Annotated in this window: 17 protein-coding genes; 4 read left to right on the top strand and 13 right to left on the bottom strand. The window is 69.8% G+C overall.

The annotated features are described in order from the left end of the window. Positions 1-2: 2 nt before the first annotated feature. From KBX46_RS13810 to KBX46_RS13770, 9 genes are all read right to left on the bottom strand, one after another. Positions 3-797, bottom strand: coding sequence for an amino acid ABC transporter permease (locus tag KBX46_RS13810; protein WP_210792799.1), 795 nt, complete (start codon positions 795-797; stop codon positions 3-5). 76 nt (positions 798-873) lie between these two features. Then, on the bottom strand, positions 874-1692 hold the full coding sequence (locus KBX46_RS13805; protein WP_088947762.1) for a basic amino acid ABC transporter substrate-binding protein: 819 nt from the start codon (positions 1690-1692) through the stop codon (positions 874-876). A 174-nt stretch (positions 1693-1866) separates the two neighbouring features. Continuing rightward, positions 1867-2544 carry a hypothetical protein gene (locus KBX46_RS13800; protein WP_210792798.1) on the bottom strand — a complete coding sequence of 226 codons (678 nt, stop codon included), beginning with the start codon at positions 2542-2544 and terminating at the stop codon, positions 1867-1869. A gap of 107 nt (positions 2545-2651) precedes the next feature. Then, entirely contained in the window at positions 2652-3530 is an 879-nt protein-coding gene (locus tag KBX46_RS13795) for a sulfite exporter TauE/SafE family protein (protein ID WP_210792797.1), read from the bottom strand. After that, complete coding sequence (locus tag KBX46_RS13790; RefSeq protein ID WP_210792796.1) at positions 3527-4126, bottom strand: rhodanese-like domain-containing protein; 600 nt, start codon at positions 4124-4126, stop codon at positions 3527-3529. The genes KBX46_RS13795 and KBX46_RS13790 overlap by 4 nt, the downstream gene beginning before the upstream one ends. 95 nt (positions 4127-4221) lie before the next feature. Next, positions 4222-5622: a rhodanese-like domain-containing protein gene (locus KBX46_RS13785; RefSeq protein ID WP_210792795.1), complete on the bottom strand. Its 1401-nt coding sequence runs from the start codon at positions 5620-5622 to the stop codon at positions 4222-4224. A 130-nt stretch (positions 5623-5752) separates the two neighbouring features. Further along, the gene (locus KBX46_RS13780; RefSeq protein WP_091406954.1) at positions 5753-6022 is read right to left on the bottom strand and encodes a metal-sensitive transcriptional regulator; all 270 of its coding nucleotides are present in this window, start codon (positions 6020-6022) and stop codon (positions 5753-5755) included. Positions 6023-6189: 167 nt separating this feature from the next. Further along, the gene (gene katG, locus KBX46_RS13775; protein ID WP_210792794.1) at positions 6190-8466 is read right to left on the bottom strand and encodes a catalase/peroxidase HPI; all 2277 of its coding nucleotides are present in this window, start codon (positions 8464-8466) and stop codon (positions 6190-6192) included. After that, a complete protein-coding gene (locus KBX46_RS13770) occupies positions 8463-8918 on the bottom strand; it encodes a Fur family transcriptional regulator (protein ID WP_269458571.1) in 456 nt (151 codons plus the stop codon). The genes katG and KBX46_RS13770 overlap by 4 nt, the downstream gene beginning before the upstream one ends. 199 nt (positions 8919-9117) lie before the next feature. Between KBX46_RS13770 and KBX46_RS13765 the strand changes: the two genes are divergently transcribed. The 3 genes from KBX46_RS13765 to KBX46_RS13755 all read left to right on the top strand — a co-directional run bounded on the left by KBX46_RS13765 (position 9118) and on the right by KBX46_RS13755 (position 12125). Further along, complete coding sequence (locus tag KBX46_RS13765; RefSeq protein WP_210792793.1) at positions 9118-9525, top strand: YciI family protein; 408 nt, start codon at positions 9118-9120, stop codon at positions 9523-9525. Beyond that, positions 9522-10664, top strand: coding sequence for an RNA polymerase sigma factor (locus KBX46_RS13760; protein ID WP_210792792.1), 1143 nt, complete (start codon positions 9522-9524; stop codon positions 10662-10664). The genes KBX46_RS13765 and KBX46_RS13760 overlap by 4 nt, the downstream gene beginning before the upstream one ends. A 477-nt stretch (positions 10665-11141) precedes the next feature. Then, complete coding sequence (locus KBX46_RS13755) at positions 11142-12125, top strand: glycoside hydrolase family 11 protein (RefSeq protein WP_247667505.1); 984 nt, start codon at positions 11142-11144, stop codon at positions 12123-12125. Positions 12126-12256: 131 nt separating this feature from the next. Here KBX46_RS13755 and KBX46_RS13750 read toward each other — a convergent pair whose 3' ends face one another. Both KBX46_RS13750 and KBX46_RS13745 read right to left on the bottom strand, forming a co-directional pair. Then, entirely contained in the window at positions 12257-13642 is a 1386-nt protein-coding gene (locus tag KBX46_RS13750) for a serine/threonine-protein kinase (protein ID WP_247667504.1), read from the bottom strand. Positions 13643-13835: 193 nt separating this feature from the next. Beyond that, a complete protein-coding gene (locus KBX46_RS13745) occupies positions 13836-14819 on the bottom strand; it encodes an NAD(P)-dependent alcohol dehydrogenase (RefSeq protein WP_210792790.1) in 984 nt (327 codons plus the stop codon). A gap of 113 nt (positions 14820-14932) precedes the next feature. Between KBX46_RS13745 and KBX46_RS13740 the strand changes: the two genes are divergently transcribed. Beyond that, positions 14933-15646, top strand: coding sequence for a TetR/AcrR family transcriptional regulator (locus KBX46_RS13740; protein ID WP_141909035.1), 714 nt, complete (start codon positions 14933-14935; stop codon positions 15644-15646). Between the two features lie 64 nt (positions 15647-15710). Here KBX46_RS13740 and KBX46_RS13735 read toward each other — a convergent pair whose 3' ends face one another. Further along, the gene (locus KBX46_RS13735) at positions 15711-16604 is read right to left on the bottom strand and encodes an SGNH/GDSL hydrolase family protein (RefSeq protein ID WP_088947753.1); all 894 of its coding nucleotides are present in this window, start codon (positions 16602-16604) and stop codon (positions 15711-15713) included. A gap of 207 nt (positions 16605-16811) precedes the next feature. Then, positions 16812-17426 carry a dihydrofolate reductase family protein gene (locus KBX46_RS13730; protein WP_210792789.1) on the bottom strand — a complete coding sequence of 205 codons (615 nt, stop codon included), beginning with the start codon at positions 17424-17426 and terminating at the stop codon, positions 16812-16814. Between the last annotated feature and the right edge of the window lie 144 nt (positions 17427-17570).

Here is a 17570-nt window from a genome sequence, read left to right as displayed (position 1 = left end):
GGTCACCGGGCCTTGGCGTAGCGGAGTTCGAGGCGACGTACCACCTGGGACAGGGGCAGAGTGACGATCAGGTAGGCGAGGCCGGCCACCAGCAGCGGGGTGGCGTTCACCCGGTCGTTCAGCATGTCCCGACCGAACTTGGTGATCTCGATGGTCTGCGCCGTCACGCCCAGCACGTACGCCAGCGACGAGTCCTTGGTGAGCAGGATGAGCTCGTTCGTCAACGGCGGGATCACGATCCGGAACGCCTGCGGGATGACGATCGTGCGCATGGCCGTGAAGTGCGACATGCCGAGGGTGCGCGCCGCCTCCATCTGCCCCTTGGGGACGGCCTGGATGCCGGCGCGGATGGTCTCGGCCATGTAGGCCGCCGCGGTCAACCCGAGGCCGATCGCGATCGAACCGAACACCCCACCCGGGATCTCCCGCTCCGGGAAGGCGATCGGGATGCCGTACCCGACGAGGAACAGCACCAGCAGGGCGGGCAGACCCCGGAACAGCTCGATGTACGCCGTCGCCACCCAGCGGTACGGCGCGACCCGGGACAGCCGCATCAGCGCCAGGATGGTCCCGAACACGAGACCGAAGGCGAACGCGCCCAGCGTGTAGAGGATGGTGTTGCGCAGCGCCACGGTGATGATCGTCGGGAACATCGACTTGATGATGTCGACGCGGAAGAACGCGTCGGCCAGCCTGTCCCAGTCGGCGGCGAAGAGCACCGCGGCGATGACGGCGATGAAGACCAGGTACTGGAGCCCGAGGGACAACCGCTCCCGCTGGCGGCGTCGCAGCTTCACGTTCGCTCGTTGCCTTCCCGGAGATTACCGACACGGAGGGCGCGCGGGGCGCACGCCCTCCGGTACCACGCGATGATCAGGCGCTCGGCCGCTTGCCGATCCACTTCTCGTAGATCGTGTCGTACGTGCCGTCCTGCTTGGCCTTGGCCAGCACCTCGTTGATCTTCTTGAGCAGCTCCGGGTTGGCGTCCTTCTTCACGGGGAAGCCGTACTGCTCGCCGGTGTCGAACTCGGCGGAGACCTCGAACCCGCCCGGGTTCTTCTTGAGGTACTCGCTCCAGACCGGCAGGTCGTTGATGGCGGCCTCGACCTGGCCGTTGGCGACGGCCTGCTGCAGGGCGGCGAGGTCCTCGAACTCGACGAGCTGAAGGCCCTTCTCCGCCTCGAACTTCTTGGCGTAGTCACGACCCGTGGTGGCCGCCTGGACACCGAACTTCTTGCCCTTGAGGTCGTCGAGCGACTTGTACGGCTTACCGGTCTTCACCAGCAGCGCCTGGGTGGCGTCGAAGTACGGGTCGGAGAAGTTCATCACCTTCTGCCGTTCCTCGGTGATCGTCATGCCGGCGGCGGCCGCATCGCACTTGCCGGTGTTCAGGTCCTGGCCGGACTTGATCCCCTCGAACGGGGTGTCGATGATCGTCTGCTCGACACCCAGCTCCTTGGCCACCAGGTCCATGATCTCGACGTCGAAGCCGGTGACCTTGCCGCTGGCGTCCTTCGACTGGAACGGCGGGTACGGCAGGTGGGTGCAGACGGTCAGCTTGCCCGCCTCGACCAGCTTGACCCCGCTCGCCTGGACCTCGCTGTCGTCCTTCTTGGCACAACCCGCGCTCAGCGCGAGGGCGGCGATGGCCGCGACGAGACCGGCCCGACGGACGGCAGTTGGGAACCTCACGGCTGTGTCCCTCCGATGCGGCTTCCCTTGCACAGAAAGCCAATCTGGTTCATAGACTTTGCGATAAGCGACCGTACCCGATCCGGCCGACCACTCCCAGATCTTGAGCGGCCGTCCGGCCGCCACGGCAGCAGCGCCCGCAGTCGAACCAGACATCAAGCAGCAAAGCGCCGCTCAGCCGCCGGTCCCCTCGGGCGCCCCGTCCGGCGTGAGCGCCCCCTCGTGGGAGTCTGTGTCGAGGAACACGTGCTGATGGCCGTGCCCGGCGTCGACGCTGACCTGGTCCAGCTGGGTCGCCGCGACAGACCACATCGTCACTGCCTGGGCCGCCTGTCGCGCCGTGACGGCCAGCAGGGCCGCACGCTGCGCCGCAGGGACGTCGACGGCCAGCGCGTACGCGTCGACGGCCAGCGACGCCTGCTGGATCGCCGCCCGCAACCCTCCACGCGCCACGTTGGTGGCGGTGGTGCCCGACGGTGGGTCAGCGAACGGCTCGGCTGCCTGGCGCATGATCTCCTGCCATTGGCGCGCCTGGCCCGGATCCGGCGCACGCCCGGCTGACGTCTCCGTCTTGATGGCGGCCAGGACGGGGGCGATCTGGTCGCGGACGCGTCGGGCCGTTTCGGTCAGCTCCAGGATCTGCTGAGCGTCCCGCTTCGCCTCGGCTTCCTGGATGGTCGCGATGGCCGCCTCGGTGGCGTCCGGGCGGCCCACCTGGTAGCCGACCAGCCCACCCAACAGGGCGGTGACCAGCGCGACCGCCCCCGCGCCCGCCACGAAGCGTGTCGTGCGGCGATGGCGCACATCGGCTTTGTCCGACAGGTAGGAAGGCCGGCCGGTGCGACGCGCCATCGCATCTCCTCACATCGATGGAGTGTGGGGCAACAGATTAGTCGCCTTTCCGGACGCCCGTCGATGGTGCCGGCCGGCCGGCTCGCTCTGGTCGAGCCTGCGAGACCTCAGCGGTTGGCCGGCTCGCTCTGCGTCCGCACCTTCCTCCGGCCCGTCAGCACGGTCAGCGCGAGGGAGATCGCCGCCGCGACGCCGACGCCGGTCCACAGCAAAGGATTTGTCCGCAGCTCCGTGGGCAGTTGCTGGACGAGAACGAGGACGCCCATCACCACGACGAACCAGCCGAACGACTTGCGCAGGACGTCGGCCGGGATCCGACCGGCGAGCCGCCCGCCCGCAACGCTGCCGACGATGGCGGCGGCGGTGACCGCTGACGCGAGGCCCCAGTCAATGCTCACGCTGGACAGGTAGCCGGCCAGCCCGGCGAACGACTTCATCGCGATGACCACCAGCGAGGTTCCGACCGCGACGGGCATCGGCAGCCCACCGAGCAGCGCCAGGGCGGGCACCACCAGGAAACCGCCGCCGGCGCCGACCAGGCCGGTCACCAGTCCGACCACCAGACCGTCGAGGATCACCCGCAGGATCGGCAGTTCGTGCGGCACCGCCCTGCCCTCGGCGTCGCGCCGGCCGCGGATCATCGTGACCGCGGTGGCCAGCATCATCACGGCGAACCCGGTGAGCAGGAACCCAGCCGGGACGAACCCGGCCAGGCGTCCGCCGATGTAGGCACCGATCATGCCGGCGAAGCCGAAGAGGAGGCCGGTACGCCAGCGCACCCGATGGGCACGAGCGTGTGGAAGGACGCCCACCACGCTGGTGGCGCCGACAACGAGTAGCGAGGTCGCGATGGCTTCTTTCGGGGGCAGGTCGGCGACGTAGACCAGCAGCGGCACGGCGAGGATCGATCCGCCGCCGCCGAGGAGCCCGAGGCTGACGCCGATCAGCACGGCCAGTCCGATGGTCAGTGCCAGGACTGGTGTCATCCTCGGCCACTGGTGCTGTCGCGCAACTGGCCGACGATGGTGTCCACGTCACAGTTGGCACCCCGGTTGTACGGCAGTTTGCCGAGCATCATGCCCATGGCGCAGGTGTTGCTGACGGCGGCGAAGGTGAGGCCGGCGCCGATGAATCCGGCCACCCACTTCAGCTGCGGCACGAACACCGAGCCGAGGACGCTGACCAGCACGATCGCCCCGGCGACAAGGCGGACCTGGCGTTCGAGGTCCCAACGGGGGGCACCCTGGCTGATCGGCGCGTTGACCGCCTGCCAGGCCATGATGCCGCCGTCGAGGACCTTGAGGTTCGGAAGACCCACCCCGGCCAGGGTCTGCTCGGCCTGAGTGGCGCGGGCACCGGTGCGACACACCAACACGACATCCTCGTCCAGGTGGTTGCGCAGCTCCTGGCGGTGCTCCCTGAGCAGGTCGAGCGGCACGTTGTAGGAGCCGGGGATATGCGACGTCTCGAACTCCGCCGGGGTACGCACGTCCAGCAGGCGCGGCCCGTGGCCGGAGTCGATCAGCTCCCTCAGCCCGCTGGCATCGACGGTGGCGGGGCGGGCGGTCTCGGAAGGTTTCATTTCTCCTCTTTCAGGGGCAAACTGCTACGCGACAGGGCAGGGGTGCCCGGCCGACGCTGGGCGGCGGCGCCAGCCGGTGGTCCGTGCTGTTCGGGTCAGGCGTCGGTGGCCATCTGCACGCCCGCGCTCTCGGCCCGGTCGAACTTGTCGTCGATGACGACCACCTCGCGGCCGGCGTTGGCCAGTAGCGACGCCGCCGCCGTGGCCCGGTAGCCGGAGCCGCAGTGCACCCAGACAACGCCGGTCGGCACGTCGGCCAGCCGCCTGGGCAGCTCAGGCAGTGGGATGTGCAGGGCGCCGTCGATGTGGCTGGTCCGCCACTCGTTTGTCATTCGCACGTCGAGGACCACGTCCGCGGCAGGGAGGCCGGCAGGGACATGCCCGGCGCGGGCCGCCGCGAGGGTCACGAAGTCGGCCATCCGCAGCTCCCGCAGCTGACCGGGCTCGGCTGCCCACCGCTCCACCTCGCCGGTGACCTGCGCGGCCGGGCGGTCGATGCCGATCCGGACCAGCTCGCGCTGGGCATCGGCGACCTGGCCCGGGGTCTCGGCGAGCAGGGTGATCGGCACTCCCCAGTCGATCAGCCAACCGAGCCAGGTGGACATCGGGCCGTCCAGGCCGAGGCTGACCGTGCCGGCCAGGTGCGAGGTGGCGTACGCCTTGCGGTGCCTGAGGTCCACCACCCACTGCCCGTCGGCCATCCGCTCGCGCAGTTCGGCAGCATCGGCGAGGCTCACCGGGGTGAGGTCGACCGGGGCCGGTCCCGCGAGGTTCTCCACGCCCATGTGTGCGTAGTACGCCGGGTAGGCGTCGAGGCCGGCGAGGGTCTCCGTGACGAAGTCCTCCGCGGCCAGCCGGAGAACCTGGTTCTTCTCCTTCTCCCGGCCGATCGTCGACTCCGGGGCGTCCGACTGACTGGCCGAGCAGAAGCTGCCGAAGCCGTGCGTCGGCCATACCTCGGCCCCGTCGGGCAGCAGATCCGCCAGCCGCTTCGCCGAGGCGTGCTGCTGGTGGGCCAACTCGTGGGCATGCTGCTTGCCCAGGAGGTCCGTCCGACCCGTCGTGCCGAACAGCAGTGAACCACCGGTGAAGACACCGGCCGACCGCCAACTGCCGCCTACGGCCTCATCGAGGACGTATGACAGGTGGTGGAAGGTGTGACCCGGCGTGGCGATCACCCGCAGCCGTAGCGAGTCGGAGACAGCCACCTGGTCGCCGTCGGTGACGGGCGTCCGCTCGAAGCCGACCTCGTCAGCCGCGGCCACCAGGTAGTGGGCGCCGGTGATTCGGGCGAGCTCCAGCCCGCCGGAGACGTAGTCGTTGTGGATGTGCGTTTCCACGACATGGGTGATGCGGACCCCCAACGCTCCCGCGAGGTACATCACGCGGTCGATGTCGCGCTGGGGGTCGACCACGATCGCCACCCGCCCGTCTGAGGCGAGGTAGCTGCGGTCACCGAGGGACGACGTCGCGACGACGGAAACCTCAACTGCCATGTCCACTCCTTAAAGTTCAACAAACTCTGCATACCCCCGGGGGTATGCAGATGACACACTGCTGCCGTGTTCTTCATGTGCACGCCGTCACCCACAGTGCGGCCAGCGCCGTGGGTGACGTCGTGCCGCGTCAGGCGAGAGCCAGGAAAAGCTTCTCCAGCTCCTCCTCGGTCATCTCCGGCTCCTCGCCACGTTCGCGCGCAGCCCCGCAGTGCCGCATCCCCGAAGCAATGATCTTGAAACCCGCTCGGTCTATCGCCTTGGACACCGCAGCGAGCTGGGTCAGGGCCTCACGACAGTCCTGACCGCTCTCCATCATCTCGATAACCGCGTTGAGCTGCCCACGGGCCCGCTTGAGCCTGGTCAGCGCATCCGACGTCATCTCCGGTCGAAGTTTCACCGCCACCTCCTGCGTTCGACTATACCCCCGGGGGTATGCGATCCGCCAAGGTCACCCAGAATACGGGCGATCGGCGCGGTACGGCATACCTGCTCAGGGGCGTGCAATGGCCGACGAGCCCCGGCCAATCACTGATGGATTGACCGGGGCTCGTCGGTGTCAGGCGGTCAGGCGATGTCGAAGCGGTCGAGCTCCATGACCTTGGTCCAGGCTGCCACGAAGTCGGCCACGAACTTGTCGCGGGCGTCCTGGCTGGCGTAGACCTCGGCGAGGGCCCGCAGCTGCGAGTTGGAACCGAAGATGAGGTCGACCGCGGTGGCGGTCCACTTCACCTCGTCGGTGGCCAGATCGCGGATCTCGTACACGTGCTCCTCGGACTTCGACGCGCTCCACCGGGTGCCCGGGGACAGCAGGTTGGCGAAGAAGTCGTTGGTGAGCACGCCCGGCTGGTCGGTGAGGACACCGTGCTGGGCACCAGCGGTGTTGGCGCCGAGGGAACGCAGGCCGCCGACCAGGACGGTCATCTCGGGCGCGGTCAGGTTGAGCATGTAGGCGCGGTCGATGAGCAGCACCTCCGGCTGGGTCTTCTCGCCGGGACGCAGGTAGTTGCGGAAACCGTCGGCGCGCGGCTCGAGGACCCGGAACGACTCGACGTCGGTCTGCTCCTGCGTGGCGTCGGTGCGGCCCGGCCGGAACGGCACTGTCACCTCGACGCCGACGTCACGCGCCGCCTTTTCGACGGCTGCCGAACCGGCCAGCACGATCAGGTCGGCGAGCGAGATCTTCGCGCCGCCGGCCTCGTTGAACTCCCGCTGGATGCCCTCCAGGGTGGTCAGGACCGTCGCGAGCTGCTCCGGCTGGTTGACCTCCCAGTTGCGCTGCGGCTCAAGACGGATCCGTGCGCCGTTGGCGCCACCACGCTTGTCGGTGTAGCGGAAGCTCGCGGCGGACGCCCAGGCGGTGGAGACCAACTGGGCGGTCGTCAGACCGGACTCCAGGACCTTCGCCTTGAGCGCGGCGATGTCGGCGTCACCCACGAGCTCGTGGTCGACGGCCGGCACCGGGTCCTGCCACAGCTGCGGCTCGGCCACCCACGGCCCGAGGAAACGCTCGATCGGACCCATGTCGCGGTGCAGCAGCTTGTACCACGCCTTGGCGAAGGCCAGCGCGAACTGGTCGGGGTTCTCCAGGAAGCGGCGCGAGATCTTCTCGTACGCCGGGTCGACACGCAGCGACAGGTCGGTCGTGAGCATCGTCGGCTTGTGCTTCTTCGACGGGTCGTGGGCGTCCGGGATGATCGCCTCGGCGTCCTTGGCGACCCACTGCTTCGCGCCGCCCGGGCTCGTGGTGAGCTCCCACTCGTAGCCGAACAGGATCTCGAAGAAGCGGTTGCTCCACTGCGTCGGCACGTCGGTCCACGTCACCTCGAGCCCGCTGGTGATCGTGTCACCGCCCTTGCCGCTGCCGTGGGTGCTCAGCCAGCCCAGGCCCTGCGCCTCCAGCGGGGCGCCCTCGGGCTCCGGACCCACGTGGTTGTCGGCGACGCCGGCACCGTGGGTCTTGCCGAAGGTGTGGCCACCGGCGATGAGGGCGACGGTCTCCTCGTCGTTCATCGCCATTCGGGCGAAGGTCTCGCGGATGAAGTGCGCCGCCGCGAGCGGGTCGGCGTTGCCGCGAGGCCCCTCCGGGTTGACGTAGATGAGACCCATCTCGGTCGCCCCGACGCCAGCCGCCATCTCCTTCTCGGAGGCGTAGCGCTCGTCGCCGAGCCAGGTGTCCTCCGGGCCCCAGAAGATCTCCTCGGGCTCCCACACGTCCTCACGACCGAAGCCGAAGCCGAAGGTCTTGAAGCCCATCGACTCCAGGGAGACGTTACCGGCGAGCACGATCAGGTCGGCCCAGGAGATCTTCTGGCCGTACTTCTGCTTGACCGGCCAGAGCAGCCGGCGGGCCTTGTCGAGGTTGGCGTTGTCCGGCCAGCTGTTCAGCGGAGCGAAACGCTGACCGCCGTCGCCGGCTCCACCGCGACCGTCCTCGATGCGGTACGTGCCGGCGGAGTGCCAGCTCATCCGAATCATCAGGCCGCCGTAGTGGCCGAAGTCGGCCGGCCACCAGTCCTGCGAGGTGGTGAGGGCCTCGGTGATGTCGCGCTTGAGGGCCTCGACGTCGAGCTTGGCGAACTCCTTGGCGTAGCTGAAGTTCTCGCCCAACGGGTTGCCCTTGGACGAGTGGGCGTGCAACACCGAGAGGTCGAGCTGGTTGGGCCACCAGTCCCGGTTGTTGCGCGGACGACCGCCGGTCTTCGGAGTCGGCGAGTCGATCGCCGGGTTCTCGCTCTCGCTGCCGTGCGCGGTCACCGAGTCGTGCGCGACCGGGCAGCCGGCCGCTGCCTTCTGGTCCACGCCCTGCGCACTGGTGGGGCCGTTGTCCTGGGTGTCGCTCATGTAATTCCTTCCGAGCTTGCGGATCTCTGGGGCGTGCGTTCGGTCGCGCAGTCGGGACAGGTGCCCCAGTAGACGACCTCCGCCTCGTCGACCACGAAACCATGGTCGTCGGAGGCGGTGAGACAGGGAGCGTGGCCGACGGCGCAGTCGACGTCGGCGATGGCGCCGCAGGAGCGGCACACGATGTGGTGGTGGTTGTCCGCGACCCGGGACTCATAGCGGGCGGTCGCCCCGGCCGGCTGGATGCGCCGCACCAGACCAGCGTCGGTGAGCACCCGCAGCACGTCGTACACCGCCTGGTGGGACACCGTGGGATGATCCGCCCGGACCAGCGCGATAACGGCGTCGGTGCCGACGTGCGGGTGGTCGCGCAGCGCCGCGAGCACCGCCAGTCGAGGCCGGGTCACCCGCAGCGAGGCGGCCCGCAGTTGCGCCTCGAAGTCGGACATCACCCGACGAACACTAGCTCACTATTTTGGAACGAATCAAGTTTCACGCCGGTCCCGCACCACCGTGTCCGACCGGTTCCACCCACGCTGCTGAGCCAGAGTAAAAATAATCCGGACGGCCATGTCGAGAACCGGCGACCAGCTCCGTCCCCGGGGTGAAGGCGGCCACGAAGGGCCTCACACCCGCACCGAGGAGAAGACGATGGCGAAGTACCTGCTGCTCAAGCACTACCGCGGCGCCCCGCGCGGGGTCAACGACGTACCCATGGACCAGTGGACGCCGCAGGAGATCACGGCGCACATCGCGTACATGAACGACTTCGCGGCACGGCTCGAGCAGACCGGCGAGTTCGTCGACGGTCAGGCCCTGGCCCCCGACGGGGTGTTCGTCCGGTACGACGGTGAGGGCCGCCCGCCGGTCACCGACGGCCCGTTCGCCGAGACCAAGGACCTCATCGCCGGCTGGATGGTGATCGACGTCGACAGCTACGAGCGCGCCGTCGAGCTGGCCGGGGAGCTGTCCGCCGCCCCCGGAAAGGACGGGAAGCCGATCCACGAGTGGCTCGAACTGCGCCCGTTCCTGACCGAGCCGCCCACCATCACGGAGTGAACGAGGCACTGATCCGGAGCCTCACGCCGAGTGTGCTCGGGGTCCTCGTCCGCCGCGGAGCTGACTTCGCGGCGGCCGAGGACGCCGTACAGGACGCGCTGGTCGAGGCGTTCCGCGTCTGGTCGGCCGACCCGCCACGGGACCCGAAGGGCTGGCTCGTCACCGTGGCCTGGCGCCGGTTCCTCGACGCGACCCGGGCGGACGCGGCCCGCCGTCGACGTGAGGACCTCGTCGACGAGGAACCCCCGCCCGGCCCCACCCCGGCGGTGGACGACACGCTCCAGCTCTACTTCCTGTGCGCCCACCCGTCGCTGACGCCGTCGTCAGCGGTCGCGCTCACGCTGCGCGCCGTCGGCGGGCTGACCACCCGCCAGATCGCCCAGGCCTACCTGGTGCCCGAGGCGACCATGGCGCAGCGCATCAGCCGGGCCAAGCGCATCGTCTCCGGAGTGCGGTTCGACCAGCCCGGTGACGTCGCCACCGTGCTGCGCGTCCTCTATCTGGTCTTCAACGAGGGCTACTTCGGCGATGTCGACCTCGCCGCCGAAGCCATCCGGCTCACCCGGCAGCTCGCGGCCGCGATCGACCACCCCGAGGTGGCGGGGCTGCTCGCCCTCATGCTGCTGCACCACGCCCGGCGCGCCGCCCGGAGGGCGGCCGACGGCAGCCTGGTGCCGCTGGCCGAGCAGGACCGCGGCCGATGGGACACTGCGTTGATCGCCGAGGGCGTCGGAATCCTCCAGGCGGCCCTCGCCAGGGACCGACTGGGCGAGTTCCAGGCCCAGGCCGCCATCGCGGCGCTGCACGCCGACGCTCCGACCGCCGGGGAGACCGACTGGGTGCAGATCGTCGAGTGGTATGACGAACTCGCGCTGCTGACCGACAGCCCGATCGTCCGGCTCAACCGCGCGGTCGCCGTCGGCGAGGCCGACGGCCCGCGCGCCGGTCTCGCGGCGCTCGCGGCACTGGACGACGCACTGCCCCGCTACACGGCGGTCGCGGCCTACCTGCACGAGCGCGACGGCAGCGCGGCGACGGCGGCGCGGCTGTACGCCGAGGCGGCCCGGAGGGCCGCCAACCTGGCCGAGCGCGACCACCTGACCCGCCAGGCCGCGCGGCTCAACGCCCTCCGGAGCTGACCGGGCTCCTGCCTGCCTCGCACCCTTTGACCGCCGGGTGATTGCGGTCCGGAAAGTCTCCGGAAGTTCTCGGCAGGTTCTTCTCACGCCCTCGTCGGCCGCCACAGCTCCCAGGGAGAGCGTCTCGGCTTCTGATCGACTACTGACCTGGATAGATACCGCTCCCACGGCAGACGGCCGGTCGCCGCGACGTTGCCAGCGTGTTTCCGGAAATTGTTGACAAGTCGACGGCCGGGTTAATACGGTCGCCATCGACGGCGCTCAATTGCCGTCAGCACCAGTCACCGCGACCCACTCCTCCGGTCGTCGCGCAGGACGACCGGCCACCACCACGCGGTACGACGCCGATGGCCGTCCCGGGCCACCGACAGCCTGCGGGCCGTATCGCACCGCTGGCCCCCGCCAGCCGCCACAAGGAGGAACACGTTAATGATCGACACCGGCGAGATCCCCACCAGACCCAGGAAGCGTGGCCGCATGCGGCTGCTCCTCGGCGCCGCCTGCGCCGCCGTCCTGGCCGTCACCGGCACGATGACCGCCACCAACGCGTACGCGGAGGCCGACCGGACCCTCACCTCGAACCTCACCGGCACGCACAACGGCTACTTCTTCTCGTTCTGGAAGGACAGCGGCAACGCCAGCATGACGCTGCGCGCCGACGGCCGTTACACCAGCAGTTGGGACAGGAGCACCAACAACTGGGTCGGCGGCAAGGGTTGGGCCACCGGCAACCGACGCACGGTCACCTACTCGGGCAGCTACAACCCGGGCAACAACAACACCTACCTCGCCCTGTACGGATGGACGCGCAACCCGCTCATCGAGTACTACGTGGTGGAGAACTTCGGCAGCTACAACCCGAGCAGCGGCGCCACCCGGATGGGCACGGTCACCACTGACGGCGGCACCTACGACATCCTGCGCAGCCAGCGGGTCAACGCCCCGTCGATCGACGGCAACCAGACGTTCTACCAGTTCTGGAGCGTCCGCCAGCAGAAGCGCTCGAGTGGCACCATCACCACCGCCAACCACTTCGACGCCTGGGCCCGTGCCGGCTTGAACCTCGGCACCAACCACAGCTACCAGATCATGGCCACCGAGGGCTATCAGAGCAGCGGCAGCTCCGACATCACCGTTCGGGAAGGCGGCGGCAGCAACCCGGACCCGACCACCACCACCAGCCCCCCGCCCGGCAACGGCAACTGCAACGCGACGCTCTCCGCCGGCCAGCAGTGGGGCGACCGGTTCAACCTCAACGTCGCGGTCAGCGGCACCAACAACTGGGTCGTCAGCCTCGGCCTCGGCGGGGGCCAGAGCGTGCAGAACAGCTGGAACGCCTCCGTCAGCGGCACGAGCGGCACGGTAACCGCGAGACCGAACGGCAATGGCAACAACTTCGGGATCACGATCATGGCCAACGGCAACTGGAACTGGCCGACGGTCACCTGCCGCACGGGCTGACCTGATCAGCTCCTGACAATCACACTCTGGCGTGGCGGCCCCGGCCGCCACGCCAGAGCCGTGCCACGGGTACGTCCCCACCTCGCCTCGGCGTTCCCGGCGCAGGCCTGCCAGCGCTTCCGAAACACGCCCTACACCTGCGGTTGCGCGGTCTGCCCCGCCGCCGACTCATCCCCCGCCGCCGACTCCTCGGTCGACGGCTCGTCGGTCTCATCCGAAACTGGTTCGTCCGTCGGTTCCTCCGTCGTCTCACCCGTCGGGGCTCCCGTCGGTTCAGCCGGGGCACTCTCGGACGTGGTGGGCTCGGGCGTATCCACAGTGCCCCCACCGGGCGACGCCGACGGGCTCGCCGCGGCCCCGCCCGCTGAGCCGGTGGCCGTCGGGCTCGGAGATCCGGGTGCCCGCACCGGCAGACCCGCGGAATCGCGGGTGGCCGGTTCGCCGCCGCCGACACCGGGGCCGGGGCCGGGCTCCCCCTGCGGCGGCACCGTCGGCGACACCGCGGGTGGCACCGCGGGAGGGGTCGACGGCCGCCCGGTCGGGCCCGTCATCATCCCGGTGGGATCGGCGAACACCAGGACGGCAGCCGCGGCGGCCAGCGATCCGAGGAGCACCGCGAGCCCGGTGGTCCCAGGGCTGCCCGCCCGACGCGCCCGCCGCTCCGCGCCGCCGAGGGCTGAGCGCCGGGCAACCCGCTGCTCGGCGGGCACCGCGATCGAGGTCGCCGCGGTGGCGGTGCGCAGCAACTCATCTGACGGGTCGGTGACCGCCTGCGCCGCCGTGGCCATGGCCGCCGCCGTCGGAAAGCGGTGGGCGGGCTCCTTGGCCATCGCGGTGGCGACCAGCCGCCGGACCGCGTCCGGAACGTCCTCGGGCAGCGGAGGCGGTTCCTCTCCAAGGTGCCGCAGCGCCACCGCGAGGGCGGTCTCGCCCTGGTGCGGCGGCCGGCCGGCGAGGCAGTGGTAGACGACGGCGCCCAGCGCGTAGATGTCGATCGCCGAGGAGGTCTCGTTCTTCGCGATCTGCTCCGGGGCCATGTACAGGGCGGTGCCGACGACCTGGTTCGTAGCGGTCAGGCTCACCGCCTCCTGCGTCACCGCGACGCCGAAATCGACGAGGACGACGTGCCCGTCCGGCTCGATGATCAGGTTGCTGGGCTTGACGTCCCGGTGGACGACCCCGGCGTCGTGGGCCGCCTGGAGGGCACGGGCGGTCTGCGCGGCGATCGACATCGCCTCGGCCACATCCAGCCGGCCGACCTCGGCGATCCGCTGCGACAGGGGCTGCCCCTGCACGCATTCCATCACGATGTAGGCGAGGACCGGCGCTCCGGCATGCGACACCTCGCCGTAGTCGTAGACCTGGGCGACGCCCGGGTGACGCAGGGCCGCCATCGCCCGGGCCTCGCGGCGGAACCGCTCGCCGAAGCCGGCGTCGGTGACCAGCCGAGGTTGCAGCATCTTGATCGCCACACAGCGGTCGAGGGTTTCGTCGACGGCTCGCCACACGTCACCCATACCGCCACTGGCGATGCTTTCGACCAGACGGTAACGGTCTCCGACGACTTGCCCCACACTCGGCATGAAGCTTTCGGTACCCCGGACTTCCCGATCTCAAGCACCACCCGGTCGGTCGACCGTCCTCGTGGGTGCGCGCGACCGGCCGCTTCCTGACCGTCCCCACCGTCGACACCGATGGCGAAACAGCACGTCAGACGGTGATGACGACCTTGGCCCGCGCGTGTTCGGTCTCCAGGTAACGCATGGCCTGGGGCACCTCGCGCAGCGGATAGGTCCGGTCGATGACCGGGGTGAGGCGGCCGGTTTCGACGTGGGCGCGGAGCGCGTCGAGGTGCTGCCGACCGGGCACCGCCGCGAGGATGACGATGCGTTGTCGGACGAAGGGTGCCCGCAGCCGCCCACGCGCGATGAGCCCGACCGGGCCGATGAGGCTGCCGCCCCGGTACACACCGCCGCCGGAGAGCACCAGCGTCCCGGTCGGGGTCAGGACCCGTCGGAGCGCCGCGAGGGAACGGTTGCCGACCAGGTCGAACACGACGTCGTAGCGACGGGTGTCGCGGGCGAAGTCGTCACGCGTGTAGTCGACGACGTGCTCGGCGCCGAGCGACCGGACCAGATCGACGTTGCGGGTGCTGCACACGGCGGTCACGCTCGCGCCGAGCACCGTGGCCAGTTGGACCGCCAGCGTGCCGACGCCACCGGAGGCACCGTTGATGAGAACGCGGTGGCCTGGCTCGACCCGCCCGGCGCTGGTCAGACCCATGAGCGCGGTGATGCCGGCCAGCGGCAGGGCCGCCGCCTGCTGCGGCGTCAGGTTCGCCGGCGCCGTCGCGACCAGGGTCTCGGGCACGCACACGTACTCGGCGAACGCGCCGTTGGCGTCACCGAGGTCGCCGAAGACGGCATCACCCGGGCGGACCTGCCGAACGCGGGCGCCGACGGCCTCGACCCGCCCGGCGAAGTCCCGGCCACGGATGCGCGCGCGGGGCCTCGACCGGCCCATCGCCAACCGGGCCATCCGTGGGTCGCCTCGCATGGCATGCCAGTCGTACGCGTTGAGCGCGGCGGCCTCCACCCGCACCAACACCTCATCGGCGGCAGGCACCGGCGTCTCCACGTCCGTGAGTGTGAGCGTTTCCGGCGGACCGTATCGGTCCTGAACGATGGCCTTCATCCCTCTCCCCTCCCCTGGTGTACGCCGTACACCTTGCAGAGAACGGTAGGTATACGGCGTACACCTGTCAAGGGGATTAGGGTTCGAATGCCCGCCCGACGACGAGGAGCGAGATGGCTGAGCAGGCTGAGACGCTGCGCCGTACGCCGCTGAGCAGGGACCGGATCCTGCGCGCCGCCGTCGCGCTCGCCGACGAGGCCGGGATCGAGTCCCTCAGCATGCGCAACCTCGCCCAGGACCTGGGCGTCGTGCCGATGGCCCTCTACAAGCACGTGGCCAACAAGGACGAGTTGCTCGACGGCATGATCGACGTGGTCGTTGGTGAGATCGACCCGCCCGTGCCCGCGGCCGACTGGAAGCACGCGGTCCGCCAGCGCATCCTCTCGGCGCGGCAGGTCCTGCTGCGCCATCCCTGGGCGCCGCTGGCGATCGAGACGCGGAACATGGCCACGCCGGCCGTCCTGGCCTACCTCGACTCCATGATCGGGGCGTTCCGGGCCGGCGGATTCTCCGTCGATCTCGCGCACCACGTGATGCACGCGATGGGCAGCCGAATTCTGGGCTTCAGCCAAGAACTCTTCGACGACTCCCGGCGCGCCGGTCGGTCCGGCAGGACCGACCCGGCCCCACCGCCGGCGGCCCTACCACCGGAGATCGCGGCCAGGTTCCCGCACGTCGCGGAAATCGCCATGGCGGCGTCGCACGACGACGAGTCCGTCCTGGGGCAGGGCTGTGACGACCAGTTCGAGTTCGAGTTCGCGCTGGACCTGCTGCTGGACGGCATCGAACGCCTGCACCAGCGCGGCTGGGCATCGCCACGTCGCTGAGACGGCAGCCGCGAACCTGCCCCGCCGTTGCCGACGGGGCAGGTTCAACCGATCGCGGGCCGGGTCAGCTATTCAGCTTGGCGAGCACGGCCGTGGCCATGCCCTGCTCACCACGGGCGTTCGGGTGGAACGGGGCGGCCGCGTTCTGGGGGACGAGCCCCTCGACCCACCGGGTGCCACTGCTCTTGCACGTGTCGCGGCCGATCGACGGGGTGTAGACGTCGGCGTAGGTGGCGCCGTTGGCGCCTGCGGCGCTGGCCAGCATGGCGTTGAGCGACTTCTCGACGCCCCGCAGGTACGGCACGTCCTGGTAGGCGATCGGAACGACGGGCCAGCACCCGTACCCGGAGTCCGGCAGGATCGCCGGGTATCCCAGCACCACGACCCGGGCGCCCGGCGCGGCCCGGCGGACCGCCTGGAGCACCGCTGTCACCTTCGGCGTCGCGGCCACGATCCTCGCCTGCAACTGGTCGACACCTCCGGCGGTGAAACGGTTCTTGCACGGCGAGCCGAGCGGGCTGCTGAGGCTCGCCTCCGCGCAGTCGGTGATGATGCCGGAGAAGCCGATGTCGTTGCCGCCGATCTGCACCGTCACCAGCGACGTGTTCGACGTGACCGCGTTCAGTTGTGGCGGCAGTGCGATGCCCAGCGCGCCGCTGCCGCCGGAGAGGATGTCCTCCGTGGTGGCCCCGGAACAGCTCACGTCGGCAAACGACGACGAGCTGGCGGCCGTGGCCACCAGCGACGGGTAGTTGCGGTTGGACCGCAGGCAGTTCAGGTCGACCTGGGTGGGGATCAGCGGACCAGCGGCGTACGAGTCGCCCAGCGCGACGTAGCGGCCGGCGGGCACGGCCGCGCTGGCGGGTGTGGCGACGGTGAGCAGCACGCCGGCGGTGGCCAGTGCGAGCGCGGCCAGCCGGGTGGCTGACCGCAGGAGGGGCAGGCGAGGACGGTTCATGGCGTCTCCCAGACGGGATCACAGTGGGGGTGGTGCCAAGATCCTGTCGTTGCCAAGGCCGAACGTCAATATAGACGGAGCTAATTAAATGGTGGGTCGGGGTGTGGGACAGCCCGATGGTGCTCACTGCAACGGCGAGCACCACCGTGCGCCGGTGACCCGGATCGGTCTGGACCGGGCACACGGCCGGCGGGGCACCTCCGCGCACTAGTTTCCGGCCGGCACCTGGTCCTTGACGTCGTCGTAGCCGGCCGCGTTCGGGGCCACGCCCGGCGCGTAGATGACGCGCAGCACTCCCGTCGGAAAGGCTTCGGACGCCATCAGACGCAGGTGGTACGCGGCATCGCCCTCGTCGAACAGCCTGCGGCCCTTGCGGGCCGCGACCGGATGCACCAGCAGACGCAGCTCGTCGACCAACCCCGCGGCGAGCAGTTGCTGCACCACCGAGATCGACCCGGGGATGAGGATGCCTCGGACACCCGCGTCGGCCTTGAGCGCGGCGACAGCATCGAGGAGATCGCCCTGGATCAGCTCCGAGTTGCGCCAGGGCAGGTCGAGCGACTGACGCGAGACGACGACCTTGCGGACGTCGCCGAGTTGTTTGGCGAACGAGGCGTCGTCGCCACCGGCGGCCTCACGGTCGGGCCACGCCCCTGCGAAACTGTCGTAGGTCTCGCGGCCGATGAGCAGCACGTCGGCGGTGTCGTAGTCCTCGCTGACGGCGCGACCCATGTTCTCGTCGAAGTACGGGAAGTGCCAATCGGGGTCGATCTCGGCCACACCGTCGGCCGAGATGAACAACGTGGAGATGACCTTTGCCATCGCGGAGGTCCCTTCGAGTCAGGTGATGTCGGCTGGATCGACCGGCGCATCATCCCAAACTCGTCGGCCACAGACCCGTACCGATGACGGATGTCGTGGCGTGGGTCGGGGGGGGGGGGGGGGCCCCCCCCCCCCCCCCCCCCC

The sequence above is a fragment of the Micromonospora sp. C81 genome, from assembly GCF_018070425.1.
GTDB classification, from domain to species: Bacteria; Actinomycetota; Actinomycetes; order Mycobacteriales; family Micromonosporaceae; genus Micromonospora; species Micromonospora zamorensis.
Note: the sequence above shows the minus strand (reverse complement) of the source record. Positions and strands in the feature narration are given on the sequence as shown.